Annotated in this window: 18 protein-coding genes and 1 tRNA gene; 15 read left to right on the top strand and 4 right to left on the bottom strand. The window is 52.7% G+C overall.

Going from position 1 to position 23,306, the window contains the following annotated elements:
- Positions 1-283: 283 nt before the first annotated feature.
- The 3 genes from K7H09_RS13935 (at position 284) to kwaB (ending at position 4,590) form a co-directional block, all read left to right on the top strand.
- A complete protein-coding gene (locus K7H09_RS13935) occupies positions 284-2,920 on the top strand; it encodes an ATP-binding protein (protein WP_230804976.1) in 2,637 nt (878 codons plus the stop codon).
- Between the two features lie 122 nt (positions 2,921-3,042).
- A complete protein-coding gene (gene kwaA, locus K7H09_RS13930) occupies positions 3,043-3,621 on the top strand; it encodes an anti-phage protein KwaA (RefSeq protein WP_230804974.1) in 579 nt (192 codons plus the stop codon).
- Positions 3,622-3,624: 3 nt separating this feature from the next.
- The gene (gene kwaB / locus K7H09_RS13925; protein WP_230804972.1) at positions 3,625-4,590 is read left to right on the top strand and encodes an anti-phage protein KwaB; all 966 of its coding nucleotides are present in this window, start codon (positions 3,625-3,627) and stop codon (positions 4,588-4,590) included.
- Between the two features lie 232 nt (positions 4,591-4,822).
- Here the strand turns inward: kwaB and K7H09_RS13920 are convergent.
- Positions 4,823-4,899 (bottom strand) — tRNA-Arg (locus tag K7H09_RS13920).
- Between the two features lie 144 nt (positions 4,900-5,043).
- Between K7H09_RS13920 and K7H09_RS13915 the strand changes: the two genes are divergently transcribed.
- Positions 5,044-6,039: a TRAP transporter substrate-binding protein gene (locus tag K7H09_RS13915; RefSeq protein ID WP_230804969.1), complete on the top strand. Its 996-nt coding sequence runs from the start codon at positions 5,044-5,046 to the stop codon at positions 6,037-6,039.
- A gap of 106 nt (positions 6,040-6,145) precedes the next feature.
- On the top strand, positions 6,146-7,111 hold the full coding sequence (locus K7H09_RS13910; protein ID WP_269064009.1) for a LysR family transcriptional regulator: 966 nt from the start codon (positions 6,146-6,148) through the stop codon (positions 7,109-7,111).
- A gap of 14 nt (positions 7,112-7,125) precedes the next feature.
- Here K7H09_RS13910 and K7H09_RS13905 read toward each other — a convergent pair whose 3' ends face one another.
- Positions 7,126-8,517, bottom strand: a complete 1,392-nt coding sequence (locus tag K7H09_RS13905) for an FAD-binding oxidoreductase (protein ID WP_141440421.1) — start codon at positions 8,515-8,517, stop codon at positions 7,126-7,128.
- A 298-nt stretch (positions 8,518-8,815) separates the two neighbouring features.
- On the opposite strand from K7H09_RS13905, the gene K7H09_RS13900 reads away from it, so the two are divergent.
- From K7H09_RS13900 to K7H09_RS13890, 3 genes are read left to right on the top strand one after another with little or no spacing between them, the layout of a single operon-like run.
- Positions 8,816-9,853 (top strand): TRAP transporter substrate-binding protein, encoded by a 1,038-nt coding sequence (locus K7H09_RS13900; RefSeq protein WP_141440420.1) that lies wholly within the window; start codon positions 8,816-8,818, stop codon positions 9,851-9,853.
- Between the two features lie 27 nt (positions 9,854-9,880).
- The gene (locus tag K7H09_RS13895) at positions 9,881-10,378 is read left to right on the top strand and encodes a TRAP transporter small permease (RefSeq protein WP_141441498.1); all 498 of its coding nucleotides are present in this window, start codon (positions 9,881-9,883) and stop codon (positions 10,376-10,378) included.
- Positions 10,375-11,637 (top strand): TRAP transporter large permease, encoded by a 1,263-nt coding sequence (locus K7H09_RS13890; RefSeq protein WP_141440419.1) that lies wholly within the window; start codon positions 10,375-10,377, stop codon positions 11,635-11,637. Before K7H09_RS13895 ends, K7H09_RS13890 begins: the two co-directional genes overlap by 4 nt.
- Positions 11,638-11,736: 99 nt before the next feature.
- On the opposite strand, the gene K7H09_RS13885 is transcribed toward K7H09_RS13890, so the two are convergent.
- Positions 11,737-12,789 (bottom strand): GlxA family transcriptional regulator, encoded by a 1,053-nt coding sequence (locus K7H09_RS13885; RefSeq protein ID WP_141440418.1) that lies wholly within the window; start codon positions 12,787-12,789, stop codon positions 11,737-11,739.
- Positions 12,790-13,344: 555 nt separating this feature from the next.
- Between K7H09_RS13885 and dctP the strand changes: the two genes are divergently transcribed.
- From dctP to K7H09_RS13870, 3 genes are all read left to right on the top strand, one after another.
- Entirely contained in the window at positions 13,345-14,370 is a 1,026-nt protein-coding gene (gene dctP, locus K7H09_RS13880; RefSeq protein WP_141440417.1) for a TRAP transporter substrate-binding protein DctP, read from the top strand.
- Between the two features lie 62 nt (positions 14,371-14,432).
- Entirely contained in the window at positions 14,433-14,939 is a 507-nt protein-coding gene (locus K7H09_RS13875; RefSeq protein ID WP_141441497.1) for a TRAP transporter small permease, read from the top strand.
- Positions 14,936-16,219, top strand: a complete 1,284-nt coding sequence (locus tag K7H09_RS13870; RefSeq protein WP_009286147.1) for a TRAP transporter large permease — start codon at positions 14,936-14,938, stop codon at positions 16,217-16,219. The genes K7H09_RS13875 and K7H09_RS13870 overlap by 4 nt, the downstream gene beginning before the upstream one ends.
- Positions 16,220-16,357: 138 nt before the next feature.
- Here K7H09_RS13870 and K7H09_RS13865 read toward each other — a convergent pair whose 3' ends face one another.
- Positions 16,358-17,413 (bottom strand): substrate-binding domain-containing protein, encoded by a 1,056-nt coding sequence (locus K7H09_RS13865; protein WP_141440415.1) that lies wholly within the window; start codon positions 17,411-17,413, stop codon positions 16,358-16,360.
- Between the two features lie 129 nt (positions 17,414-17,542).
- On the opposite strand from K7H09_RS13865, the gene K7H09_RS13860 reads away from it, so the two are divergent.
- Genes K7H09_RS13860 through fdhD form a run of 4 tightly spaced genes read left to right on the top strand, consistent with a single transcriptional unit; the run spans position 17,543 to position 23,302 of the window.
- Entirely contained in the window at positions 17,543-18,037 is a 495-nt protein-coding gene (locus tag K7H09_RS13860; protein WP_230804966.1) for a formate dehydrogenase subunit gamma, read from the top strand.
- Positions 18,034-19,590 (top strand): formate dehydrogenase beta subunit, encoded by a 1,557-nt coding sequence (locus tag K7H09_RS13855; RefSeq protein ID WP_141440413.1) that lies wholly within the window; start codon positions 18,034-18,036, stop codon positions 19,588-19,590. Before K7H09_RS13860 ends, K7H09_RS13855 begins: the two co-directional genes overlap by 4 nt.
- Positions 19,587-22,478 (top strand): formate dehydrogenase subunit alpha, encoded by a 2,892-nt coding sequence (fdhF, locus tag K7H09_RS13850; protein ID WP_141440412.1) that lies wholly within the window; start codon positions 19,587-19,589, stop codon positions 22,476-22,478. Before K7H09_RS13855 ends, fdhF begins: the two co-directional genes overlap by 4 nt.
- Positions 22,475-23,302, top strand: coding sequence for a formate dehydrogenase accessory sulfurtransferase FdhD (gene fdhD / locus K7H09_RS13845; RefSeq protein WP_141440411.1), 828 nt, complete (start codon positions 22,475-22,477; stop codon positions 23,300-23,302). The genes fdhF and fdhD overlap by 4 nt, the downstream gene beginning before the upstream one ends.
- Positions 23,303-23,306: the final 4 nt, after the last annotated feature.

Genomic DNA, 23,306 nt, shown 5'->3' with positions numbered 1-23,306 from the left:
TTATTTGACGGATAGACGTGTCGTTGCGTTTGTTCAATCATAAGATAGGAAGCCTAATACGCTGTTATATGTCAAAGCCTGAAAAATAGGATGTCTTGTAAGTGATCAACAAAAATTCACTCTCAGAACAGGATATGACCGACTAGCTATCCATGTTACTTAACATAGGATCACCGCAGAGACATACCCAGAACGAGTCTATAATCCACTGGATAGCATGATAAACCTTTGACGACAGTCGCCAAAAGTTAAGGGGATTGAACCTAAATTATAAGGAAGCATTATGATTAAGTCTGAATATCTACGCTTTTTGCGAACTCTTAATTCAGACGAAGTTATTCCGGGAGTGCGCAAGCTAGCTAACCTTGTGCTGGCAAATCTTGAAGATCTTGCTGCCCTAGGAACCTATCAAGGCCAGCGGGTTAAGAAAATGGTTGCCTTGGCACAGGCTAACTGGGATACCTTAAGCTCAGAGATTCAGTCGTTACCGGAGCTGGCCGTCGAGAAAACTTCTCCCATTACCCAGATCAAAAGTATGACCGTGGGACCCTTTCGTGGTTTTTCTAGGCAAGAAGTTTTTGATTTAGAAAGCCGTTTGGTTCTTATATATGGCCCAAATGGCACCGGTAAATCTAGCTTTTGCGAAGCTCTTGAATATGGCCTTCTTGGTAATGTGGCTGAAGCAGAAAGTAAGCGCTTTCGAGATCAAGGTGATTACCTAAAAAACGCACATATTAATCGTTTTTCGACACCAGTCGTTACAGGTTTAAGCGAGCAAGGCGATGAGGTTGAAATCGACGAAAATGAGGCATTATTTCGATTTTGTTTCATTGAAAAAAATCGCATCGATAGCTTTTCTAGAATTGCCGCACAGGCGCCAGCTAAGCAAACTGAACTTATCTCAACATTATTTGGTTTAGACTCTTTCAATGAATTTGTGCGCAATTTTACTTCGGATATTGATGGCAAATATATTGATATTACTGGTGTTAAAGCAGCTCAGTTAGCGCAAAAAAGGCAGGCACTTTCTGGTGCGCAACAGCAGATATCGACAAACAATGCAGAGTTACAAAAGCTAAATATTGAGGAGCAAAACTTAGCCAATCGGTACCGTAACGATGCAACCTTTAATCAAATACTCATTGAGTTAAAAGGTGACGGTAAGAATCCCGGAGCAATTCAGCAGTTAGAAACAGAGTTACAACAGCCTCCAGAAAGCAAGAATAACTTAACCATTAACGCATTACAGACACTAGGTAGCTCCATAAAAACCGGTCTCAGTGAGTTGGAATTGAAGCAGCAAGAGCTGGCGACTGCAAGTCAGGAGGTGTCATTCAAGAATTTATACGACGCAGTTGTTCAGCTGCAATCCAGTAGTCCAGAACACTGTCCAGCGTGCAAAACGCCGCTAATAAAGGTCTCTGTAAATCCCTATAGTAACGCTAGTGAAGAACTCCACAAGCTACAACACTTGGCAGTGCTGCAGAAAACGGCGCAGCAGCTTCAACAAAATATTAGTAAATGGTTACTGAATCTCTCTCAAATATTGGATGTTTGTTTGACGTTTTTTCCACAAAACAATGCAATACAAAATTATGAAATTCCACCTGGCTCTCAAGCCGATATCGAATGGTGGCACGCGTTACAACAGAAGTTAGATGATGGCTTTACACCATGGCAGCACCTAGAAGCGCAGGTAAAATATCTTGAGGAAGCTGACAAAAAGGCTGATCAGGCTGTTCAGATTCGATCAACCAAGCAAACGGAACTAAATCGTTTGCGCTGGTTTAAAGACCAAATCACAGTCTTAGAAACGCGTAGAAACACAGCTAAGCAAGCAATTTATACTGCGCAACAGGCAATCACCAGCTTTGATGAGGAAAATGCTCGACTTATAGCTGATGTAGCCAATGAAAGCGCCGAGGTAGAAAAAAATCAAGAAATTTTAGCTTCTTATAAAAGATTTGTAGAAATATTGAATGCATATAAAAATCGATTACCTAGCCAGTTAGTTGCTGATCTCGGCGACCTGGTTGTGAGACTTTATAATGCTTTTAATCGTTACGATTCAGAAGCGGATAAACTGACTTCTGTTCAGCTACCGTTGTCTCAAAATCAACGACTACGCATCGCATTTTTAAAAGATCCCTCTACCATATTTGACGCTCTCCACATTCTGAGCGAAGGTCATATTCGTTGCCTTGGTCTAGCAATATTGCTAGCCAAGAACATAAAAGAATGTTGTCCAGTGCTTATTTTTGACGACCCAGTAAATGCAATTGATGATGAACATCGTCGTGCTATCAGGGAAACGTTATTTGTTGATGACTTTTTCAATAATTGTCAAATTATACTGGCTGTACATGGTGAAGAGTTCTTCAATAACACGCACCAACTACTGGGTAAGAAGCAGTCGCTTGCATCTCAGTCATATATTTTTCTATCGAGCATTGGTGAAAATCATATTCAAGTTGACTCATTAAGACGGCCCAAAAATTATGTACTAGCTGCACGTGAACTTTATGCACTGGGGGAATATCGTGACGCATTGATGTCTGCAAGAAGGGCGTTAGAGAATCTGTGTGAGAAAACTTGGTTCCATTACGGTAAATATAGTGATAAGCATGACGGCCTAATTAGTGTTTCTCGTCGTTCTCCATCGATGCCTTGGGATCTAAGAGCATTAGCTGAAAACCTAAAATCGAAGTTAAATCGTTCCACGTCAAATATACCTAATAAAGAACCGATAGTGGCTGCGCTGACTGCTGTGCTAGGCCAAGATGGAAGAAACACATACTGGTCGTACTTGAACAAAGGTACACATGATGAGACAGATTTGCCTGAGTTCGATCAATATACTGTCAACGAAGTGATTTCTGCCTTAGAAAGCTTGGACGCTGCTCTAAGTGCGGCAAACTGATGGGAAAGTGCCAGCATATAACGGCGAGCAAAACACTATATGCTACAGAAGCCGCATCAAGCAAGCTCTCCATTAGCAATCCTAGGAAGCTTATTAATAAAGCAAAAATATCATGAGGTCGCATGAGAAATACGCGTAGAAAAATTGATTTATACATCCTTTCACTTGGGTTGCTATTTATCTTCTTCATTATCATTACGATTAAAATCCCCGTGCAGCAATTTTCAATAAAAGAATGGTCTCACTGGAAAGTATTATTAAGCGAAAACCCCATACCATTAATTTCATCTACTCTGTTGATTTACTGTTTTTTTTCTTACAAGAGGTTCGATTTCGACCTTAAGGGAGCGACAGACATTCCCTTTGAAATAAAAAAAATAGAGAGTATAAATTACGAACATCTAACTTTTCTGGCAACGTACGTGGTACCACTAATTAGCTTTGATTTCAGTAGTGGTCGACAAATGGTCGTGCTTGCACTTCTTTTGATAGTGATGGGCATTATTTATATAAAAACGGATTTGTTTTACGCGAACCCATCTCTTGCATTAATGGGCTTTCACATCTATCGAGTTGACGGTGAATTTAAAACAGGATCTAGAAAAGGAATAATTTTGATTTGTCGAAGTAAATTTATTGCTGGAGATAAAGTTTCTTATATAAAGCTAGATGATAGAATCTACTATGCTAAAAAGGGGTGAGGAATGACTGGGGATGAGCTGAAGACCGCATTACAAAAATTTTATGACGAATATGACGATATAGGAGTATCTGTCTATACTGTTTTAAAAGATCAAGAGGAATCTGGCCCTCAAAAGGTAGATATTGAATCAGAAGCGATGCAGGGGTTGAAGGCTCTATTCATACAGAGCTTGAAAGATTCTATTACGGAGAAGGAAGACCTATCTGTTCTAAACTTATCTACTTCCGATGAACGAGTGGATGCTATTTATCTCTACGATATTGAATTGCCGGAAGAGCTACTGGCAATGGAAGGTGTCCTTCAGCAAGATGATTTACCTTTACTTAATCTACAGGAATCGAGCTTGTCAAACATTAAGGCGCTCTTGATAGAAATAGGAAATAACGTCGGACAAATGGTTCTCTACAAAACGATGGCTCCAATTAATATTTTTGGTCGTAAAAGCTTTTTTCTGAAAAAAGCAAGGCATCGAATGGAGAAAATTGAGGACGAGTTTCTCCGTATTAGTTCTGGATTTCAATTATTACGTATTGATGGGCAACTGTTAGTGATTGATCTGACTGCGATCGAAAAAAGCTTTGGCTTCCACGAAGTAATTAAGCGTGAAGCCGCTTTAGGCGTCACGGCTGTAGAAAAAATGCAACTAGTACAGAATCCAGAGGTACTTCACGAGTTATTGGAAGATGTAAAGTACGCACGCCGCCTTACTAAAATTGCTAAAGCATCTCCCGTCATTAAAAAGAACATCCCCAATGAAAGCATTATCAGTTTTTGTAAGAGCTTTCCAAAATTGAAAGGAAAAATTCGATTTAATGGCACTGAAGACAAAATCGTCTTGGACACTAAGGTTTCACAGGATCTATTTATTAAGGTTCTAATGGATGATTATCTCACTTCTGAATTAACAGACTTGCATTATGAAAGCGTAGCAAAAGATAGTGCAGAGGAAGAAGAAGTGGAGAATTGAGATAACGTGAAAATTGTGAGTCCCAATTTCTGGACGACTCTGATCAAAGGAATCTCTATACCCGCTCTATGCTGTATATAGCAAACGCATATTGTCGGACTTGGTTTTCCGCTGCGCGCCAAACCAGCCGCAAATGTCGGCGCGGCGCTATATCAAAAATTCTTAAAATACTTTTTTGGCCGATACCAGCCAAAAAAAGAGGCCCACGATTTCGTAGGCCCCTTTTACAATTTGGCGCGCCCGGCAGGATTTGAACCTGCGACCCTCGGCTTCGGAGGCCGATACTCTATCCAACTGAGCTACGGGCGCTTGTGGGTGCGTATCGTAACTGTGCAGGGGCGCTGTGTCCAGCCGTATGGCGCTTGAGTACCTTTAGTCAATTGACCGTTTTCCCTGGTGTGGTGCATGCTTTGGGAGCACTTCTGCACCTTAGTCCACTGGGAACACAATAATATGAAAACATTTGCACGTAGCACGCTGGCACTGGGCATCTCACTGGCGCTGGTAAGCACCGCGAACGCCGCTGATTTTGCTGATATGGATCCCGTCACTCTGCGCCTGGCCCACGTGGTCAACGAGCAGGATGGTTTCCACATTGCCGCCACCAAATTTGAAGAGCTGGTAGAAGAGCGCACCGACGGCAAGGTAGATATCGAGATTTACCCCAACGCCACCCTCGGTGACGAACGCACGCTGCTTGAAGGCATGCAGATCGGCACCGTGGATATGGGCGTGATCACCAACGGGCCGGTAGCCAACTTTGTCGAAGAGATGGCGGTATTCGAACTGCCGTTCCTATTCCCCTCCCCGGAAGCCGCTTACGAAGTACTCGATGGCCCGATCGGTCAGGAGCTGCTCGATAAGCTTTCCGAGGTGAACCTGAAAGGTATGGCCTACGCCGAACGCGGTTTCCGCAACCTGACCAACAGCGAGCGTGCCGTAAACTCGCCGGAAGATCTGGACGGCCTGCGCATCCGCGTGATGGAAAACCCGGTCTATACCGACACCTTCCGCGAGCTGGGCGCCAACGCGATTCCCATGGCGTGGACTGAAGCGCTCACCGCCATGCAGCAAGGCACTATCGACGGTCAGGAGAACCCGGTGAACGTGATTCACTCGTTCAACCTGGATGAAACCCAGAACTACATGACCCTCTCCCGCCATACCTACGCCCCGGCGATTTTTGTCATGGGTATGCCCGCCTGGAACCAACTGCCTGAAAACGCCCAAGAGGTACTGCTAGCAGCGGCACAGGAAGCAGCGGAGCATGAGCGCCAGGTGAACGCAGAAATGGAAAGCGAACAGCTGCAGGCCCTGCGCGATGCGGGCATGGAGATCAACGACGATCCAGATATGGAAGCCTTCCAATCTGCCGTTGCGCCGGTGTATGAGAAGTACGGCGAACAGTTCGGTGATTACCTGCCGCGCATCCAGGAAGCGCTCAAGTAATTCGCTTCCCATCGAGGCAGCCCGACATTAGATACAGTGCTTTTACAGCAGTGGCTGAGGGCTGTTCCCGCGCCGGGACGGCCCTTCCAACCAAGAGACACGCCTGATGGCTGACACCACCCATACGAAGCTGGCGAACAGGCTCAATAAGATAAATCTCAATTTACTATTGGTTTTTCACACGCTGTATTGGAAAAGGAGTTTGACGCTCACCGCACAAGCGCTCTGCCTGACGCAACCGGCGGTCAGCCACTCGCTGAAAAAGCTCCGCCTGTTAATGGACGACCCGCTTTTCATTAAGACGCTGGACGGCATGCAACCGACCCCGCTTGCCCGGCAGATGGATGCCGCCGTAGCCAAAGGGCTGTTCTACCTTGATCAGGCAGTTCACAGCAATAACGAGTTTTCGCCAGCCACATCAAAGCGGGAGTTTCGTGTCAGTTTGGTGGACTATGTCAGCCAACAGCTGCAACCCAAGCTTATCCAGCACTGCTTGGAACACGCGCCAGATTTGTGTTTCAACATGCTCTCCACGCGCATCGCAAGTGCAGAAGGCGCCCAACAAGTCCTTCAAGAGCACGATATCGACCTGGCAGTGGTGCAGTTCGAAACCTTGCCGCTCACCTCTCATCATGAATACTTGTTTGACGATGTGATTGGCTGTGTGGGCGATGCGACATTTCATGGCGAGAGCAGCGCCATTACCCTTGAGGCTTTTCTAAACTCCCCCCAGGTCGCTTTGTCCCATCGTGAAGACAGCCCGCTGTTAATCAATGAAAAACTGCGGGAGCTGGGGTTAGAGCGGAAAATCGTCGCCAAGACGCCCTACATCAATCCGCTGCAGGAAATATTGGCATCCACAGCACTGCTTTGTGTGGTGACAGAGAGCGCGGCCAGGGTCATTTGCCGCAACAATAGCTTGAAGTTCTACGCTCTGCCCCTGGACGTACCGGCGTTCAAAGTCTGCCTGTGCTGGGATGAAAGGAAGGATCACGATCCTGGCATACACTGGTTGCGGCAATTAACCCGGGAGCTGATGACACCAGCCCCCTCCGCCCTGGGCGACCCTTAATCAAACCTCCAAACTCACTCCACCGCCACGACTTTGCCTCGATTCAATAACAGCTTGGGATCCAGGGCGACTTTCATACGCTTCATTAAAGCGATCTCCTCGCTGGAGCGGGAAATACTTAGGTAGTCGCGCTTTTCGAGACCAATGCCGTGCTCGGCAGAGATCGAGCCGCTGTACTCTTTAAGGGGCGAGTAAACCAATTGCTCAACTTGGCGGCGGCTCTGCGAGCTGTCGTCGCGCACCGTGATCATGATGTGCAGGTTGCCATCGCCAAGATGGCCGAACACGATCATTTTTCCTGTTTGGGGAAACTGCGCCTTGAGGTTTTGCTCCAGGGTATCAACGTACGCGTCCATATGGGGAATCGGCAGGCTGATATCATAGGAGAACATCGGCTTCAGCTGGTGCACCAGCACTTCGATATCCTCTCGGATCGCCCAGATGCCCTGGCGCTGGGCACCGGAACTGGCCAGCACGGCATCGGTGATCAAGCCGTCTTCCATCGCCTTTTGCAGAATCTCAGAGAAATGCTCCGCATCCTGGGCGTCATCAAGCCCCAGGGTTTCGATGATCGCGTAGAAAGGCGAATCGTCGGCCAGCGGGGGCGCGTGCTTGCCGCTCTCGGTGGTCACCAGCTTGTAGTGGCTATTCCACAATGCCTCGAAGGCGCTAAGGCTATTGGCGAGCTCTTGGGAGACCCTGCGTAACAGCTGGGTCAAGGCATCGAAGGAGGGCACCGCAACCAATGCGGTTTGTTCGCTGGGCATATGTGGCTGCAGGCGGAGCACGGCGCGGGTGACGATACCCAGCGTGCCTTCGCTACCGATAAATAGCTGTTTGAGGTCATAGCCAGCGTTATTCTTGAGCATTTTGTTCAGCGAGCTGACCACGGTGCCGTCGCTGAGTACGGCTTCCAGCCCCAGCACTTGCTGGCGCATCATGCCGTAGCGAATGACCCGTATGCCGCCTGCATTGGTGGCAATATTGCCGCCAATGGTGCACGAGCCCCGGGCGCCAAGATCGAGCGGAAACTGCATATCGATCTCCGCCGCGGCTTCCTGCACACGCTGGAGCGTCACCCCGGCCTGAACCTGAATCGTAGAGCCGACCAGGTCGATCTCTTCGATCTGGTTCATCAGTTCCAGGGAAACCACCAGTTCCTCGGGGCTGGCTTCCCCACCGTGCACAATGCCGGTCATGCCGCCATGGGTCACCACCAGCTGGTCGGCCTGGTAGCATAAGGCCATCACCCGGCTGAGCTGTTCGGTATTGCGGGGCCTTACAATAGCCTTGGCACGACAGGGCGCCCCGGTAAACCAGTCGACGCTACGCTGGGAGACATCTTCACCGAGCAGCACACCTTCTGGGCCGACTACCGCTACTAGGTCGTTAAGCAACTTATCCATTGGTTATTCCTGTTTTAGCTGGCGTTGCCATGGTTAGTAAGAGCGTGGTTATAAAGAGCAAGGGTAGCAAGACTTAGCCACCGACTAGGCCTTACAATTACCTTCCAAGGCATTTAATCAATCGTAATGTTTGCAGGCTAGCGCTAACCATCACCACTCTCAAGCCCCAGATCTATAAAGATTTTTTGGATTATTATCGCGAATAGTGGAATGAAAATAAGTAATTTGCCCTGTTAGTTCGATGTGATATAGATGAAGCCCAATAAGATAATAAGAACAGCCATCACTAGGAGATAATGTGAATCACAACGCCCGCTTCACCGCTCACGCCGCATCCTGTTATACAAGTAAATTCAAACAGTTAAACTTAACATTGCTATGCGCTGGCCTGCTTGGTTTACCGCTCATGGCCCACGCCGAGGAAATAACGCCTACCAATCTGCGCTTAGCGACCGTGGTGAATACAGAAGATACTTACCATATCGCCGCCGAGCGCTTTCAGCAGTTAGTCAGTGAACAGACCGACGGTGCGGTCTCCGTAGAGATCTTCCCCAACGCCTCTCTGGGCGACGAGCGCACCATTCTGGAGGGTATGCAGATCGGCACTGTCGATATGGGCGTGATCACCAACGGGCCCGTGGCCAACTTCGTTGATGAATTCTCGGTTTTTGAGCTGCCTTTCCTCTTCCCTTCCGCCGAATCTGCCTACTCCGTGCTGGATGGTGAGATCGGCCAGGAAATACTGGGCAAATTAGAGGATGTGAACCTTAAAGGGCTGGCATTTGCTGAGCGCGGCTTTCGCAATATCACCAATAGCCAGCACGCGATTAATGCGCCTGAAGATCTCGACGGCCTGACACTGCGCGTCATCGAGAACGAGGTTTATGTGGATACGTTCCGGGAACTCGGCGCCAATGCCGTGCCCATGGCGTGGACAGAAGCGCTGACCGCCCTGCAACAAGGCACGATTGATGGTCAGGAAAACCCGGTTAACGCCATCCATGCCTTTAACCTGGCGGAAACCCAGGACTATCTCACCATGACACGGCATATCTATGCGCCAGCGATCTTCATTATGAGTTTACCCGCCTGGAACGGCCTTCAAGAGGAGGTTCAGGAGATCGTACTCGATGCCGCCAGCGAAGCTTCTAGCTATGCCAGAGAACAAAATGCCATCATGGAAGCCGAGCAGTTAGCCGAACTGGCTGAGGCAGGCATGGAAATAAACGAGTCGCCCGATATCGCCGCCTTCCAGGAAGCCGTTACCCCGGTGTATGAGAAGTACGGTGATCAGTTCGGCGACTATCTGCAACGCATCCAGGAGGAAGTGAAGTAAGTGCCCACTCACACGCATCCATTGGTAATGTTGCTACAGCGTACTGAACGCTTTCTGGACGCCATTCTACAGCCCGTGGTCTTTGCGGGCATGGCGGCGCTGATTGGGGTGATTACCCTGCAGATCGTCTCTCGTGTGCTATTCACCGCCGTCGGCTGGACTGAAGAGGTCGCCCGCTTTCTGTTGGTGTGGATCACCTTCTTAGCCGGCACCTTGGCGTTTCAGCGCGGGCGACACATTGCAGTGACCTTTGTGGTGGATGCCCTGCCCGGCCGCCTGCGCCAAATCGCACGTATTGCCGCCCTGCTGGTAGTGCTGGCGTTCATGATCACGCTGATCGTTATCGGCTACCGCTATATGCAGGTACAGAGCTTTCAGAAATCCGCCTCGCTGCGGCTTTCGATGACCTACGTCTACGCGGTGATGCCGATCTGCGCAGCGATTATGGCGTGGTATGCGCTGGTCGATATCATCGAGCTGCTGATTAACGGTGAAACCTCCCAACCCCAGGAGGAGTCGCTATGACGCTGCTGCTGTTTGGGTTGTTCTTCCTGTTTATGCTGCTGGGCGTGCCAATTGCCTTTGCGATTGGCGCCAGCACGCTCTATGCGCTCTATCAATCCGGCGTGCCGCTGATGGTGGTTACCCAGCAGATGTTCCAGGGCATCAACTCCTTTGCCCTGGTGGCTATCCCGATGTTTATCCTCGCTGGGGATTTAATGGCCCAGGGTAAGGTGAGCGAAAAACTGGTCAGCTTTGCCGATTCGTTAGTCGGTTTTATGCGCGGCGGGCTCTCGGTGGTCTCGGTGATGGCGGGCATGTTCTTTGCGGCAATCTCCGGTTCTGGCGCCGCGACCACTGCAGCGGTGGGTTCCAGTCTGGTGCCTGAGCTAAAACGCAAAGGCTATGACCCGGCATCGGCAGCCAGCTTGATCGCCGCCAGCGGCACCATCGGGGTGGTGATTCCGCCCTCGGTGCCGATGATCATCTACGCAGTGATCGCTCAGCAGTCCGTTTCCAAGCTGTTTCTAAACGGTTTTTTACCGGGTCTGGCGATGGGGCTAGGATTAATGGCCATTGCCATTGCTCAGGCGTATAAGCGCCAATACCCCAAAGGTACGCCGCTGTCGCTGGCAACCATCTGGACGACCTTTAAAGACGCCAGCTGGGGATTGATGACGCCGGTAATTATCCTCGGGGGTATCTTCTCGGGCATCTTCACGCCTTCAGAAGCCGCCGTGGTGGCAGTGAACTACGCCATGCTGGTATCGCTGTTTGTCTACCGCGACCTGACCCTGCCACAGATTTATAAGCTGCTGATCCGTTCGGCGATGACCACCGCGGTGATTATGCTGGTGATTGCCATGTCGGCGGTGCTGAGCTGGACGCTGTCTAGCTGGCAGGTGCCGGGAGCAATTGCCCAGGCCGTGTTGTCGCTGTCTACCAACCCTTACGTGATTATGCTGCTGATCGTGGGGATTATTCTGCTCACTGGGGTGTTTATCGAAACCGCCAGTGCGCTGATTATCCTCACCCCGGTGCTGTTGCCGCTGGTGCTGCAGTTGGGGATTGATCCGATCCACTTTGGTTTGATTATCGTGGTGGGGCTTTCCATCGGCATGATTACCCCGCCGGTGGCGATCAACCTCTATGTGGCCTCATCGATCACCCAGCTGCCGCTGGAGCGGATTACCCGGGCGATCATTCCTTACCTGCTGGGACTGATCGGGGTGCTGCTGTTAGTGGTTTACGTGCCGATTATGTTGGGTTGGTCGGGTGGTTAAGTCAGCGTTTGCACTTTTTAAAGAGAGCCTTATTGGCTCTCTTTTTAAGGTGACGCTTATCTAGCCTCAGTGCATTCATCGTGAATTCAAATAAGAAGTTCACATCGAATGTTCACCAGCTTGGCACGACTTTCGAAACTGTCCCGGTGTTACTTCAAAGAGCTGGTAAAAACAGCTGCGAAAATGAGAGATACTCACAAAACCGGTGGCAACTGCCACTTCGGCAACGGGCTTGTTAGTTTGCTGAAGAAGCTGACGCGCACGCGTTAGACGAAGTTCCATATAGTATCGAGAAGGACTAGCATTAACGTAATTACCAAACATACGTTCTAACTGGCGTCTCGAAATATTGACCCAATTAGCTATTTCAGATATGGATAAAGGCTCTTCAATATTATTTTTCATCAATTGCAGCGATATTTTCAATTTTTCTGGCAGAGTGAGGTTTTGATCGACACCTAACGTTGAAATATCTGGGGAGTCTAAGCCCTTATCACAGCTAAGCATCTCTTCAACTGCACTGACCACCTCATTGCCACAATCAGTTCTGACTACTTCAAGCATCATGCTCAATGAGCTACTCGCCCCGGCACAGCTGATACGATTACGATCCACAATAAAGCTACGGCTAGATACCGATACATCCCAGAACTGCTCTGCCATCATCGCGCGGCCATCAGGATGATAAGCACACTGGTAGCCGTTCAATAATCCCGCCTCTGCAAGGAAGTAGGCGCCGTTCCATAACCCTCCTAACATCATGTCTTTACTGTCAGCATGCCTCAGTTTGCTGCGCAGTAGGAGGGTTGTTTTAGGAAGTACACGCAGGCCACCGCATACAATCAACACATCAATATTGAGGCTTGTAGCATCAAACTGGTCTAACGAATAATCCGCGGCTACCTCAATACCTAAGTCAGAAACCGTTGCAGGCGCCTCGCTACCCACCACCAAGACCTCATACATCGTAGTAGATTGCATTAAATTCGTTGTAACGAGTGCATCCACAGCGCCAGTGAAAGCCATCATTGAAAAATTCTCTAGCAGTATAAAAGCTACTTTTTTTGTTATCTTAGGCTTCCCTAAAGAGTCAGTCGAAGAAATGTAAGCCATGTTTTTATTTTTCAATATGCTTGAGAATTTATCCTTCATGATGAACCTCAATTTTTTAAGTCATAGTTATTGTTAAGCAAAAATCACGCCTTGAAAAAATAAACCAATAAAATCAGGATAATTATAATTCACCAATACCACAAGATCTCAAACCCAACCATGTAAAACCTGCCCAACCTTGTATCAAGTTGAACAATTTACACGAACCCTACGTGACTGGTTAAAAATTAAAAAATAGTTATATTATTTAAAAACCTTATAGTAAAAGTACGAATTTCAGCCGTATTAGCCAATCGAGTATTACATCAGTCGGCTTTCACTGAACTTTTCGATATCGCACTGGGTAGAGATGGCTTTGTCATTTTCACTCATGAGCCTACTACTAACACAACCTTAGCCTCTAGCGTCCCGCGGCGCGAATCCTCCTCTCGCCTTACTTCGTCAGATAACAAAAACATACCCATCGCCACGTACTTTTTAAAAGTTCATCAAATGTCGCTATTTAGGCCCTTAGTGTCGCAAAAAATACCTTTTCGAAAGTCGTAACTGATTCAAGATGAAAATCCATCCCCCTGTCCTCTGAGAAATAAACTTATGAATAATCCTAAAAGCAAAAAAGTTACTCTGGGCGCTGCAACTCTTTTGTCCTTAACAACCATCGGGAGTGTCCAGGCAGAGAACATCTCGTTGAAATTCCATAGTGGGCTTTCACAATCTCGCCCTGAAGCAGAGCAGATCAACAGATTCGCTAGCTTAGTGAGTGAAAAGTCAGATGGCGAGCTTGACATCGAAGTCTACCATGCAGGCGCCTTAGGTCTTAAAGAAGCCGACATGCTGAGAGTATTGCAGCAGGGCATGGTCGATATGGCACTACTGTATGGTGAATATTACACACGTGATGCCCCTGCCTTGGCATCTGTATATGCTCAGGGCGCCATTACGGAATCTTCCCAACATGACGAAATTCTTGATGTAATCAGGGAACTCTATGAAGACGGCTTTTCAGATTGGGATATTCAAATCGTTGGTGGTGTCGTTGCTCCTATTTTCGATGTAGGTTTGCACTGCAAAGAGCCGGTAAACTCCTTGGCAGACCTAGAGGATAAAAAAGTCCGCGTCTGGTCCAGACACCTTGTGGATACTTTTGAATTATTGGGCATTTCAGCTCAAGTCATTCCGCAAAACGATATGTATATGGCACTTCAAACAGGCGTTGTAGATTGTGCCTATTACTTATCTACCGTGGCCCCCACCGTTTCGCTTCAAGAAGTCACCAAGTACGAGTCTTACTTACACCCTTGGGCAGCCTCCCCATGGCTCTTTGGTATCAGTGAACAAGCACTATCCCGCCTCAACGACAACCAACGTCAGGCTCTGGAAGAAGCCGGTGAAGAGATTTGGAACGAGACCCGCGCCACTGCGGTTGATCCAGAGCGCGAAGCGCAGGCGCGTCAAGAGCGTAAAGAATTGGGAATCACCATGCTTCCCGACTTCTCAGATGATGACGTCGAAACCTTTGTAGACGCCGCTTGGCAGGCGTGGCAAGCCATGGCGGAAAACGCAGGCGAGGACGGCACACGCTACTACGAGACAGTCACTCAAGCGATCTCCGAAGAGTAATGGGTACATAAACCAATCGAGAGCCAATACCTATTGGCTCTTTCTTCTTGGAGCTAGTCGTGATGATGAGAAAAATCAACACTGTACTGAACCATACCGCCTATGCCTCCTTTCTACTGGGCGTCATGAGCGGTATCGCAATGACGGCACTGATATTCGTCAGCACCTTGATGCGCTATCTGGGTGGTCATCCTTTGCGTTTTTCCGATGAGCTGGCGGGGCTGCTGTTCTTAACATTGACCTTCCTTTGTCTACCTTATGTGCTCAATAAGGGCCGCCACATACGCATAGAGATACTCGTCAACCTGATGCCAGCAGGGATCGCGAGGATAATGGACTTTATTGGCGTCGTCGTATTACTCACGTTCTGCGCCATCTTCGCCTTTGAGTCCTGGAATTTCATGAACTTCTCGTTCTCGCTCAATTCGCGTACGGATATCAGTAGCATTCTCTTATGGCCGTGGATGGCAATCATGCCTTTTTCCATGATGCTGTGCATCTTGATTCAGCTCAGCCATGGTTTTAAACAGCCCACGACAGACACTGCCTCAGCGGAGGATGCGATATGAGCTGGTTACTCTTGAGCGGGGCGCTAGTTCTATTTTTAACCAGTGGCGCAATCCTAGGGGCGGCGCTGGGGCTTACGGGTCTACTCCTGCTTCACTTTCAAGCTAACGGCGCCACCCCCTTGGCGATTAACGCAACTTGGAACATGCTAACGGATTTTACGCTAAGCGCAGTTCCTCTATTCATATTTTTAGGTGAAATACTTCTCGCAAGCGGCGTGTCAAAACGCGTCTATAACGGCCTAACCCCTCTGTTCGCGCGTGTTCCAGGGCAATTACTCCATACCAACATTGCCGTCTGCACGCTGTTTGGTGCGGTTAGCGGATCAAGCACCTCTACCGCAGCCGCCATAGGCGCAGTTGGCTATCCTGAACTGACAAAACGTGGGTATAAGCCAAGTGTAGTGGTGGGTACGTTAGCTGCAGGGGGCACCCTTGGGCTTCTCATTCCCCCCAGCTTGGCATTGATCATCTACGGAGCAACTCAAAACGTCTCTATCGGCCAGCTCTTTATCGCTGGTATGCTGCCAGGCTTGCTCATTGCTGCCGCCTTTTCCACATGGATCATGATCCGCTCTAAAATTGGCGAGCCAGTAACCCCTACGTTTAAAGAGAAAGTGACCTTCAAGCACGTAATAACTGGACTCAAGGAGATATGGCCTCTTCCCGTACTTATTTTCTTCGTGCTGGGAACTATTTACCTGGGGATCGCGACGCCTACGGAGTCGGCGGCTTTGGGCGTAGTGGCCAGTATCGTTTTAGGTTTAACATGGGGTGATTTAACCTTCAAAAGACTATGGCAGGCGTTTAAGCACGCCTCGATCATGTTTACCGCTATCGGTATGATTTTGATTGGTACAGTGATCCTTTCTCAAGCCGTCAGCCTACTAGGCATTCCTCGTACTGCAGTCGAAACGATTGGCAACTTTGGGCTAGGCCCATATGGCATACTGCTGATGATCGTCATCGTCTATATCGTGCTAGGTTGTTTCTTTGATGGCATATCACTGCTTCTCATGACTCTCCCCATCACCTTCCCGATGATCACAAGCTTAGGGTTCGACCCCATCTGGTTCGGTATTATTGTCACGCTACTTATAGAGATCGGTATGATAACGCCGCCCGTAGGACTCAATCTCTTTGTCCTATCATCCATTTCTAAAAATGAAGTTAATTTAACATCTGCTGCAAAGGCCTCCTTGCCTTACTGGCTTATTTTACTTGGCGCTATAGGCGTATTTACGCTATTTCCCAACATCATTTTGTGGGTCACTACCTTTTAGAATAACTGCAATCCACTAAATGATATTGCTGAACTATAGGCCCTCTCTAGCTACAGAGAGAGCCTATAGTTTAAATGCGATACTCATGATACTTAAACCGATGTAGCTACCTCTAGCACTCTTCCAATCAGCACGACCTTATAAAAAGCTGGCGATCTCAATCACGCAGCCACACTGGCTCGGGCTATAACCCGGCAGGCGCTGCACCGCCTCCTGGAAGGAAGCGCTGCGCAGCGCTTGCAAAAAGTCGTCAAATTTAGGCTCTTTCAGGGAGCGTTTGTGGCAGGCCAGCAAGTAGTCTTCGGTGGCCAGCGGCACAAAATCAAGTCCAAAGCGCTGCGCAGCTGCCTCGACACCGAAGCCTGCATCCGCCATTCCCGCCGCTACATAGGCCGCCACCGCCGAGTGGGTGTACTCCTCAATCTCATAACCGTTCACTTTGGATGCAGCAATACCCGCCTCGGTCAGCAGGCCATCCAACAGCTCCCGGGTTCCCGATGACGCCTGCCGGTTTATAAACGTGGCCGACCTGTCGGCCAGCGCTGCAACGCCATCAATGCCCAACGGGTTACCCGGCGCCACCATTAGCCCCTGTTGGCGGGCGATAAAACCTACCAGCCGATGATAGCGAGGCTTGAGCAGGCGGCGGTATTTGCGCCGCATGCTCTCACCCACCGCCCCTCTGGGAAGATGGCAGCCCGCAAGATCGCAGCTATTACGGTTAAGCGCCGCCAGTGCTTCCAGCGGGCTGCAGTACTGCAGGTCAAGCTGCAACTCCCCCAAATGCTGTGGCAGTAGCTCTATCGCAAAACCGTGACTGGCGTGGAGACGCAGAACCGGGTGCACGCCTTCCTGGTGCTGCTGAATGGCAAGATTGAGCTCTGAGCTCAGGCTATCAAGCTGCGGGCTTAACCGAGCGGTGGCGCGTTGTTCGGCCCATAGCAGCTTTTCACCCAGCGGTGATAATTGCGCCCCTCGCCCACGCGCCATGGCTACCAGGGAAACACCAAAAAACTCTCCGCCCTGGCGCAGTAAATTCCACGCGTGACGATAGGAAATACCCGCCTCTTCGGCAGCATGGGTCAACTTGCCATGACGATGCACCGCCCCCAGCAAGCGCAGAAGGTTGGTATCGAGACGGTGCCCCTCTTCATCACTAAAGCACCAGGTGGGCGTTACCTTGATCCGTTTCATAGGCACACTATTTCATATTTTTAAGTCGATAACTTGATGCTAGCTTTGTATTAACCGTGATGCACGTCTTTTTAAATATGAAAAGCAGTGCATATTTAAAACATAATAAGCAGTCGTGAGGAAGGCATCATGAACCATTCCCAGGAGTGGGCGCCGCAGGCAATTCAGGCCGAGGTCGACGCCCTGAAACACAAGCCCGGCGCCCTACTGCCGATCCTCCACGCCCTTCAGGATCGCATCGGCTTCATTCCCGAGGCAGCGGTGCCCATCATCGCCGATGCCCTCCACCAGACACGTGCCGAAGTGCACGGCGTCATCAGCTTTTACCACCACTTTCGCACCACACCACCGGGGCGCCACGTCGTGCACATCTGCCGCGCCGAGGCCTGTCAGTCGGTAGGGGCGCGCCAGCTCGAAGCCCACGCCAAGGCGCGTTTGGGGGTCGACTACCACCAGACCACGCCGGATCGCGAAATCACCCTCGAATCCGTTTACTGCCTGGGCAACTGCGCCTGCGGCCCGTCGATTCGCGTGGACGACAGCATACGCGGCCGCGTCACGCCGGAAGCCTTCGATGAATTGATGGATGAGCTACAAACCCGGCCGCTGGAGGTGATGGGATGAGCGTCCGCGTTTATGTACCTCGCGATACCACCGCGCTTTCGCTGGGCGCCGATACGATCGCCAGCCGGCTGGAGAGAGAGGCCGCCGCACGCGGCCAGTCAATCACGTTGGTACGTAACGGCTCCCGTGGCCTTGCCTGGCTTGAGCCGCTGGTGGAAGTCGACACCCCCATCGGCCGGTTCGCCTATGGCCCGGTAACGCTGGGGGATGTAGCGGCGCTGCTCGACAGTGGCCTGCTGGAAGGTAGCGTCAGCCACCCACTGGCACTGGGCCCAACGGAAGAGATCGACTACCTCGCCCGCCAGCAGCGTTTAACCTTCGCGCGTATTGGTATTACTGACCCGCTATCGATCGAGGACTATCGCGCCCATAACGGTTTTTGCGGCCTGCAGGCTGCGCTGCAACGCGAGCCCCAGGATATCGTCGAGGAAGTCAAAGCCTCGGGCCTGCGCGGACGTGGCGGGGCGGCCTTCCCCACCGGTATCAAGTGGCAGACGGTGCTCGATACGCCCGCCGACCAGAAATACATCGTCTGCAATGCCGATGAGGGCGACTCTGGCACTTTCGCCGACCGGCTGGCAATGGAGTGCGACCCTTACATGCTGATCGAGGGCATGACCATCGCCGGGCTCGCGGTGGGCGCCACCCAAGGTTATATCTACCTGCGCTCGGAATACCCGCTGGCGAAAGAGATCCTCGACGAAGCCATTTGCCGTGCTGAGACCACCGGGTATCTCGGCGACGACCTGCGCGGCAGCGGCCGCACCTTTCATCTGGAAGTACGTCTGGGCGCCGGAGCATACATTTGTGGCGAAGAGACATCGCTTCTGGAAAGTCTGGAGGGCAAGCGCGGGCTGGTGCGCTTCAAGCCACCGCTGCCCGCCATCGAGGGCCTGTTCGGCCGCCCTACCGTGGTCAATAACGTGCTCTCGTTTGCCGCCGTGCCGTTCATTCTGGCCGAGGGTGCCGAGGCCTACGCCAATCACGGCATGGGCCGCTCCCGGGGCACGCTGGCCCTCCAACTGGCGGGCAACGTCAAGCGTGGCGGTCTGGTGGAACTCGCCTTTGGCACCACTCTGCGCACGCTGATGGAGGATTTTGGCGGCGGTACGCTCACCGGAAAGCCCTTGCGCGCCGTTCAGGTAGGCGGGCCGCTGTGCGCCTACCTGCCCGAAAGCCAGTGGGATATGCCGCTGGATTACGAAACCTTCGCCGAGGTCGGTGCAGGCGTCGGTCACGGCGGCGTGGTGATGTTCGACGACAGCGTCGATATGGCCGAACAGGCGCGTTTCTCGATGGAGTTCTGCAAGGTGGAGTCCTGCGGCAAGTGCACGCCCTGTCGTATCGGCTCGACCCGTGGCGTGGAGGTAATCGATCGTATTCGCGCCAACGACAATCGCGAGGCCAACCTCGCCCTGCTGAGTGATCTTTGCGAAACGATGGTAGACGGCTCGCTCTGCGCCATGGGCGGCATGACCCCCTTCCCGGTGCAGAGCGCCCTGAAACACTTTGCTGAGGATTTCCAGCGGGCGGCGAACGGAGACAGATCATGATTCAGCACTTCGACCCCAGTCAGCATGCCAGCAACGCCGGGCATAGCAAAGACCTCGGCACGCCCTTCCCTGCTCAGGCCGTCGGCACTGCCTCGGTGAGCCTTGATATCGACGGCGTATCCATCAGCGTGCCGGAGGGCACCTCGGTACTGCGCGCCGCGGCCCTGGCGGATATCAACATTCCCAAACTGTGCGCCACCGACAGCCTGGAGCCCTTCGGTTCCTGCCGGCTGTGCGCCGTGCAGGTGGAGGGACGCCGCGGCCTGCCCGCCGCCTGCACCACGCCCGTTGCTGAAGGTATGAAGGTGACCACCCAGAACGAGCGGCTGGCCAAGCTGCGTCGCAACGTGATGGAGCTCTACATCTCCGACCACCCGCTGGACTGCCTGACCTGTCCGGCCAACGGCGACTGCGAACTGCAGGACATGGCCGGTAGCGTGGGGCTTCGCGAGGTGCGCTACGGCTTTACGGGCGAGAATCATCTGGAGGCGGTCAAGGACGAATCCAACCCCTACTTCACCTTCGATCCCAGCAAGTGCATCCTCTGTTCACGCTGCGTGCGCGCCTGCGACGAAGTCCAGGGTACTTTCGCGCTAACCATCGATGGCCGCGGGTTCGAATCCAAAGTATCAGCAGGCCAGAACGACGCCTTCATGGACTCGGACTGCGTCTCCTGCGGCGCCTGCGTGCAGGCCTGCCCCACGGCCACGCTAATGGAAAAAAGCGTGATCGACCACGGCGTGCCGGATCACAGCGTGGTCACCACCTGCGCCTACTGCGGCGTGGGCTGCTCTTTCGAGGCCCAGATGAAGGGCGACCAGCTGGTGCGCATGGTGCCCTACAAGGGCGGCGACGCCAATCACGGCCACTCCTGCGTGAAGGGGCGTTTTGCCTTCGGCTACACCACCCACCCGGATCGCCTGACCACGCCGATGATTCGTGACTCAATCGATCAGCCCTGGCGCGAAGCCAGTTGGGAAGAGGCGATCAGCTTTGCCGCGAACCGTCTCAAGTCGATTCAGGCCGAGCACGGCCGCGAGAGCATCGGCGGTATCACCTCCTCGCGCTGCACCAACGAAGAGACCTACCTGGTGCAGAAGCTGATTCGCGCAGCGTTTGGCAACAACAACACTGACACCTGCGCGCGGGTGTGCCACTCGCCCACCGGCTACGGCCTGAAGACCACGCTGGGTGAATCGGCGGGCACCCAGACGTTTGACTCGGTGATGAAGTCGGACGCAATTATCGTGATCGGCGCCAACCCCACCGACGCCCACCCGGTGTTTGGCTCGCTGATGCGCAAACGCCTGCGCCAGGGGGCGAAGCTGATCGTCGCCGACCCTCGCCGTATCGACCTTTTAAAGACCCCGCACATGAGCGAGGCCCAACATCTGCCGCTGCGCCCGGGCACCAACGTGGCGCTGGTCAACGCGCTGGGTCACGTGGTGGTGACGGAAGGTCTGGAAGACAAGGCGTTCGTGGCCAAGCGCTGCGACACCGATGCCTATAACAGCTGGCGTGAGTTTATTGCTGAACCGCGCCACTCCCCGGAGGCCACCGAAGCCATTACCGGCGTGCCCGCCGAGGCCGTGCGCCAGGCGGCACGCACTTACGCCACGGCGGGCAACGGCGCGATCTACTACGGGCTGGGAGTGACCGAGCACAGTCAGGGTTCCACCATGGTGATGGGGATTGCCAACCTGGCCTTGGCCACAGGCAATATTGGCCGCGAGGGCGTGGGTGTGAACCCGCTGCGCGGCCAGAACAACGTCCAGGGTTCGTGTGACATGGGCTCCTTCCCCCATGAGTTGCCGGGCTACCAACACGTGGCCGACCCCATCGCCCGCGGCCGCTTTGAGGCCGTGTGGGGTGTGAAACTGGACGACGAACCGGGGCTGCGCATTCCCAATATGTTCGACGCTGCCATCGAAGGCACCTTTAAAGCGCTTTACGTGCAAGGCGAAGATATCGCTCAGTCCGACCCCAACACCCAGCACGTCGAGGCGGCGCTCACGTCGCTGGACTGCCTGATCGTGCAGGATATTTTCCTCAATGAAACGGCCAAGTTCGCCCACGTACTGCTACCGGGTTCAAGCTTCCTGGAGAAGAATGGCACCTTCACCAACGCCGAGCGACGTATCAACCGGGTACGCAAGGTGGCAGCCCCGGTGGCCGGCAAGGAAGACTGGGAAGTCACCCAGGATCTGGCCAATGCGCTGGGCTACCCGATGCACTATACCCATCCCTCCGAAATCATGGACGAAATCGCCCAGTTGACGCCAAGTTTCGCGGGCGTCAGTTACGCCAAGCTGGAGGAGCGCGGCAGTCTTCAGTGGCCCTGTAACGCCGAGTACCCGCTGGGCATGCCGACTATGCACGAGGTTGAGTTCCCCATCGGGCTGGGACGCTTTGCAATTACCGAGTACGTGGCCACCGAGGAGCGGGCCAACCGCCGCTTCCCGCTACTGCTCACCACCGGCCGGATCCTTAGCCAGTACAACGTGGGCGCCCAGACCCGGCGCACCGACAACCAGCGCTGGCACGATGAGGACGTACTGGAGCTGCACCCTTCTGACGCCGAGCTGCGCGGCATCCGCGACGGCGACTGGCTGGGCATCACCAGCCGTGCCGGCCAGACGGTACTGCGTGCCCGGCTCAGTGAGCGCATGCAGCCCGGCGTGGTGTATACCACCTTCCACCACCCCGGCAGTGGCGCCAACGTCATCACCACGGACAACTCGGACTGGGCCACCAACTGCCCGGAGTACAAGGTCACGGCGGTGCAGGTGGAAAAAGTCAGCCAACCGTCGGCCTGGCAGCAACGCTTTAGCGCCTTTGACCTGGCCCAGCGTGATTACCTGGCCAAGGCCCAGCAGGAGGTTCCATGAGCATCCACCATACTCGCGACGCGGTAGCGCGCCAGCCGGTGGAGGTGCGCCGTGGCGCTAACGGCTGGTACACCGATACCCAGGAGGATCTACTGGCCCTGGAAAGGCCGGTGGCCCTGGTCTACAACGGCATCTCCCACGCGGTGATGATGGCCAGCCCGACGGATATTGAGGAGTTTGCCCTGGGCTTCAGCCTGTCAGAAGGCATCCTGGCCAACGTCGACGAGTGCTACGACCTCGATATCCACGAAGCACCCCAAGGCCTCACCGTTCACCTCACTATTGCCAGCCAGCGAATGGCCGAGCTCAAACAACGGCGGCGCAACCTGACAGGACGCACCGGCTGCGGGCTATGCGGCACCGAAGCCCTGGAGCAGGCCATCCGGCCAATTCCCCATGTCATGGCGCCGCAGTTGAGTGACGCCGCCATCCAGCGTTCCCTACGGGAGCTGTCCATCCACCAGCCGCTGCAGGGGGCCACTGGCGCCAGCCACGGTGCCGCCTGGTGCGATGCTTGGGGGAACATTAAACAACTGCGCGAGGATGTGGGTCGCCATAACGCCCTGGACAAACTGATTGGAGCCCTCGCCCGCGAGGCCAGCCCCCTCGGCGAAGGGTTCGCGCTGGTCACCAGCCGCGCCAGCTACGAGATGGTTCACAAGTGTGCCAGTGTCGGCATTGGTGCTCTGGTGGCGGTATCGGCGGCCACCGCCCTGGCCGTGGAGCAGGCCCAGGCATCGGGGCTGCTACTGGCAGGCTTTGCGCGGCCCGGCCGCCATCTGATTTACCATCGCCCCATGTCGGCGGCGATGGCACACGGCTGAGGAG

It is taken from the genome of Halomonas sp. IOP_14, assembly GCF_021021315.1.
GTDB classification, from domain to species: Bacteria; Pseudomonadota; Gammaproteobacteria; order Pseudomonadales; family Halomonadaceae; genus Vreelandella; species Vreelandella titanicae.
Note: the sequence above shows the minus strand (reverse complement) of the source record. Positions and strands in the feature narration are given on the sequence as shown.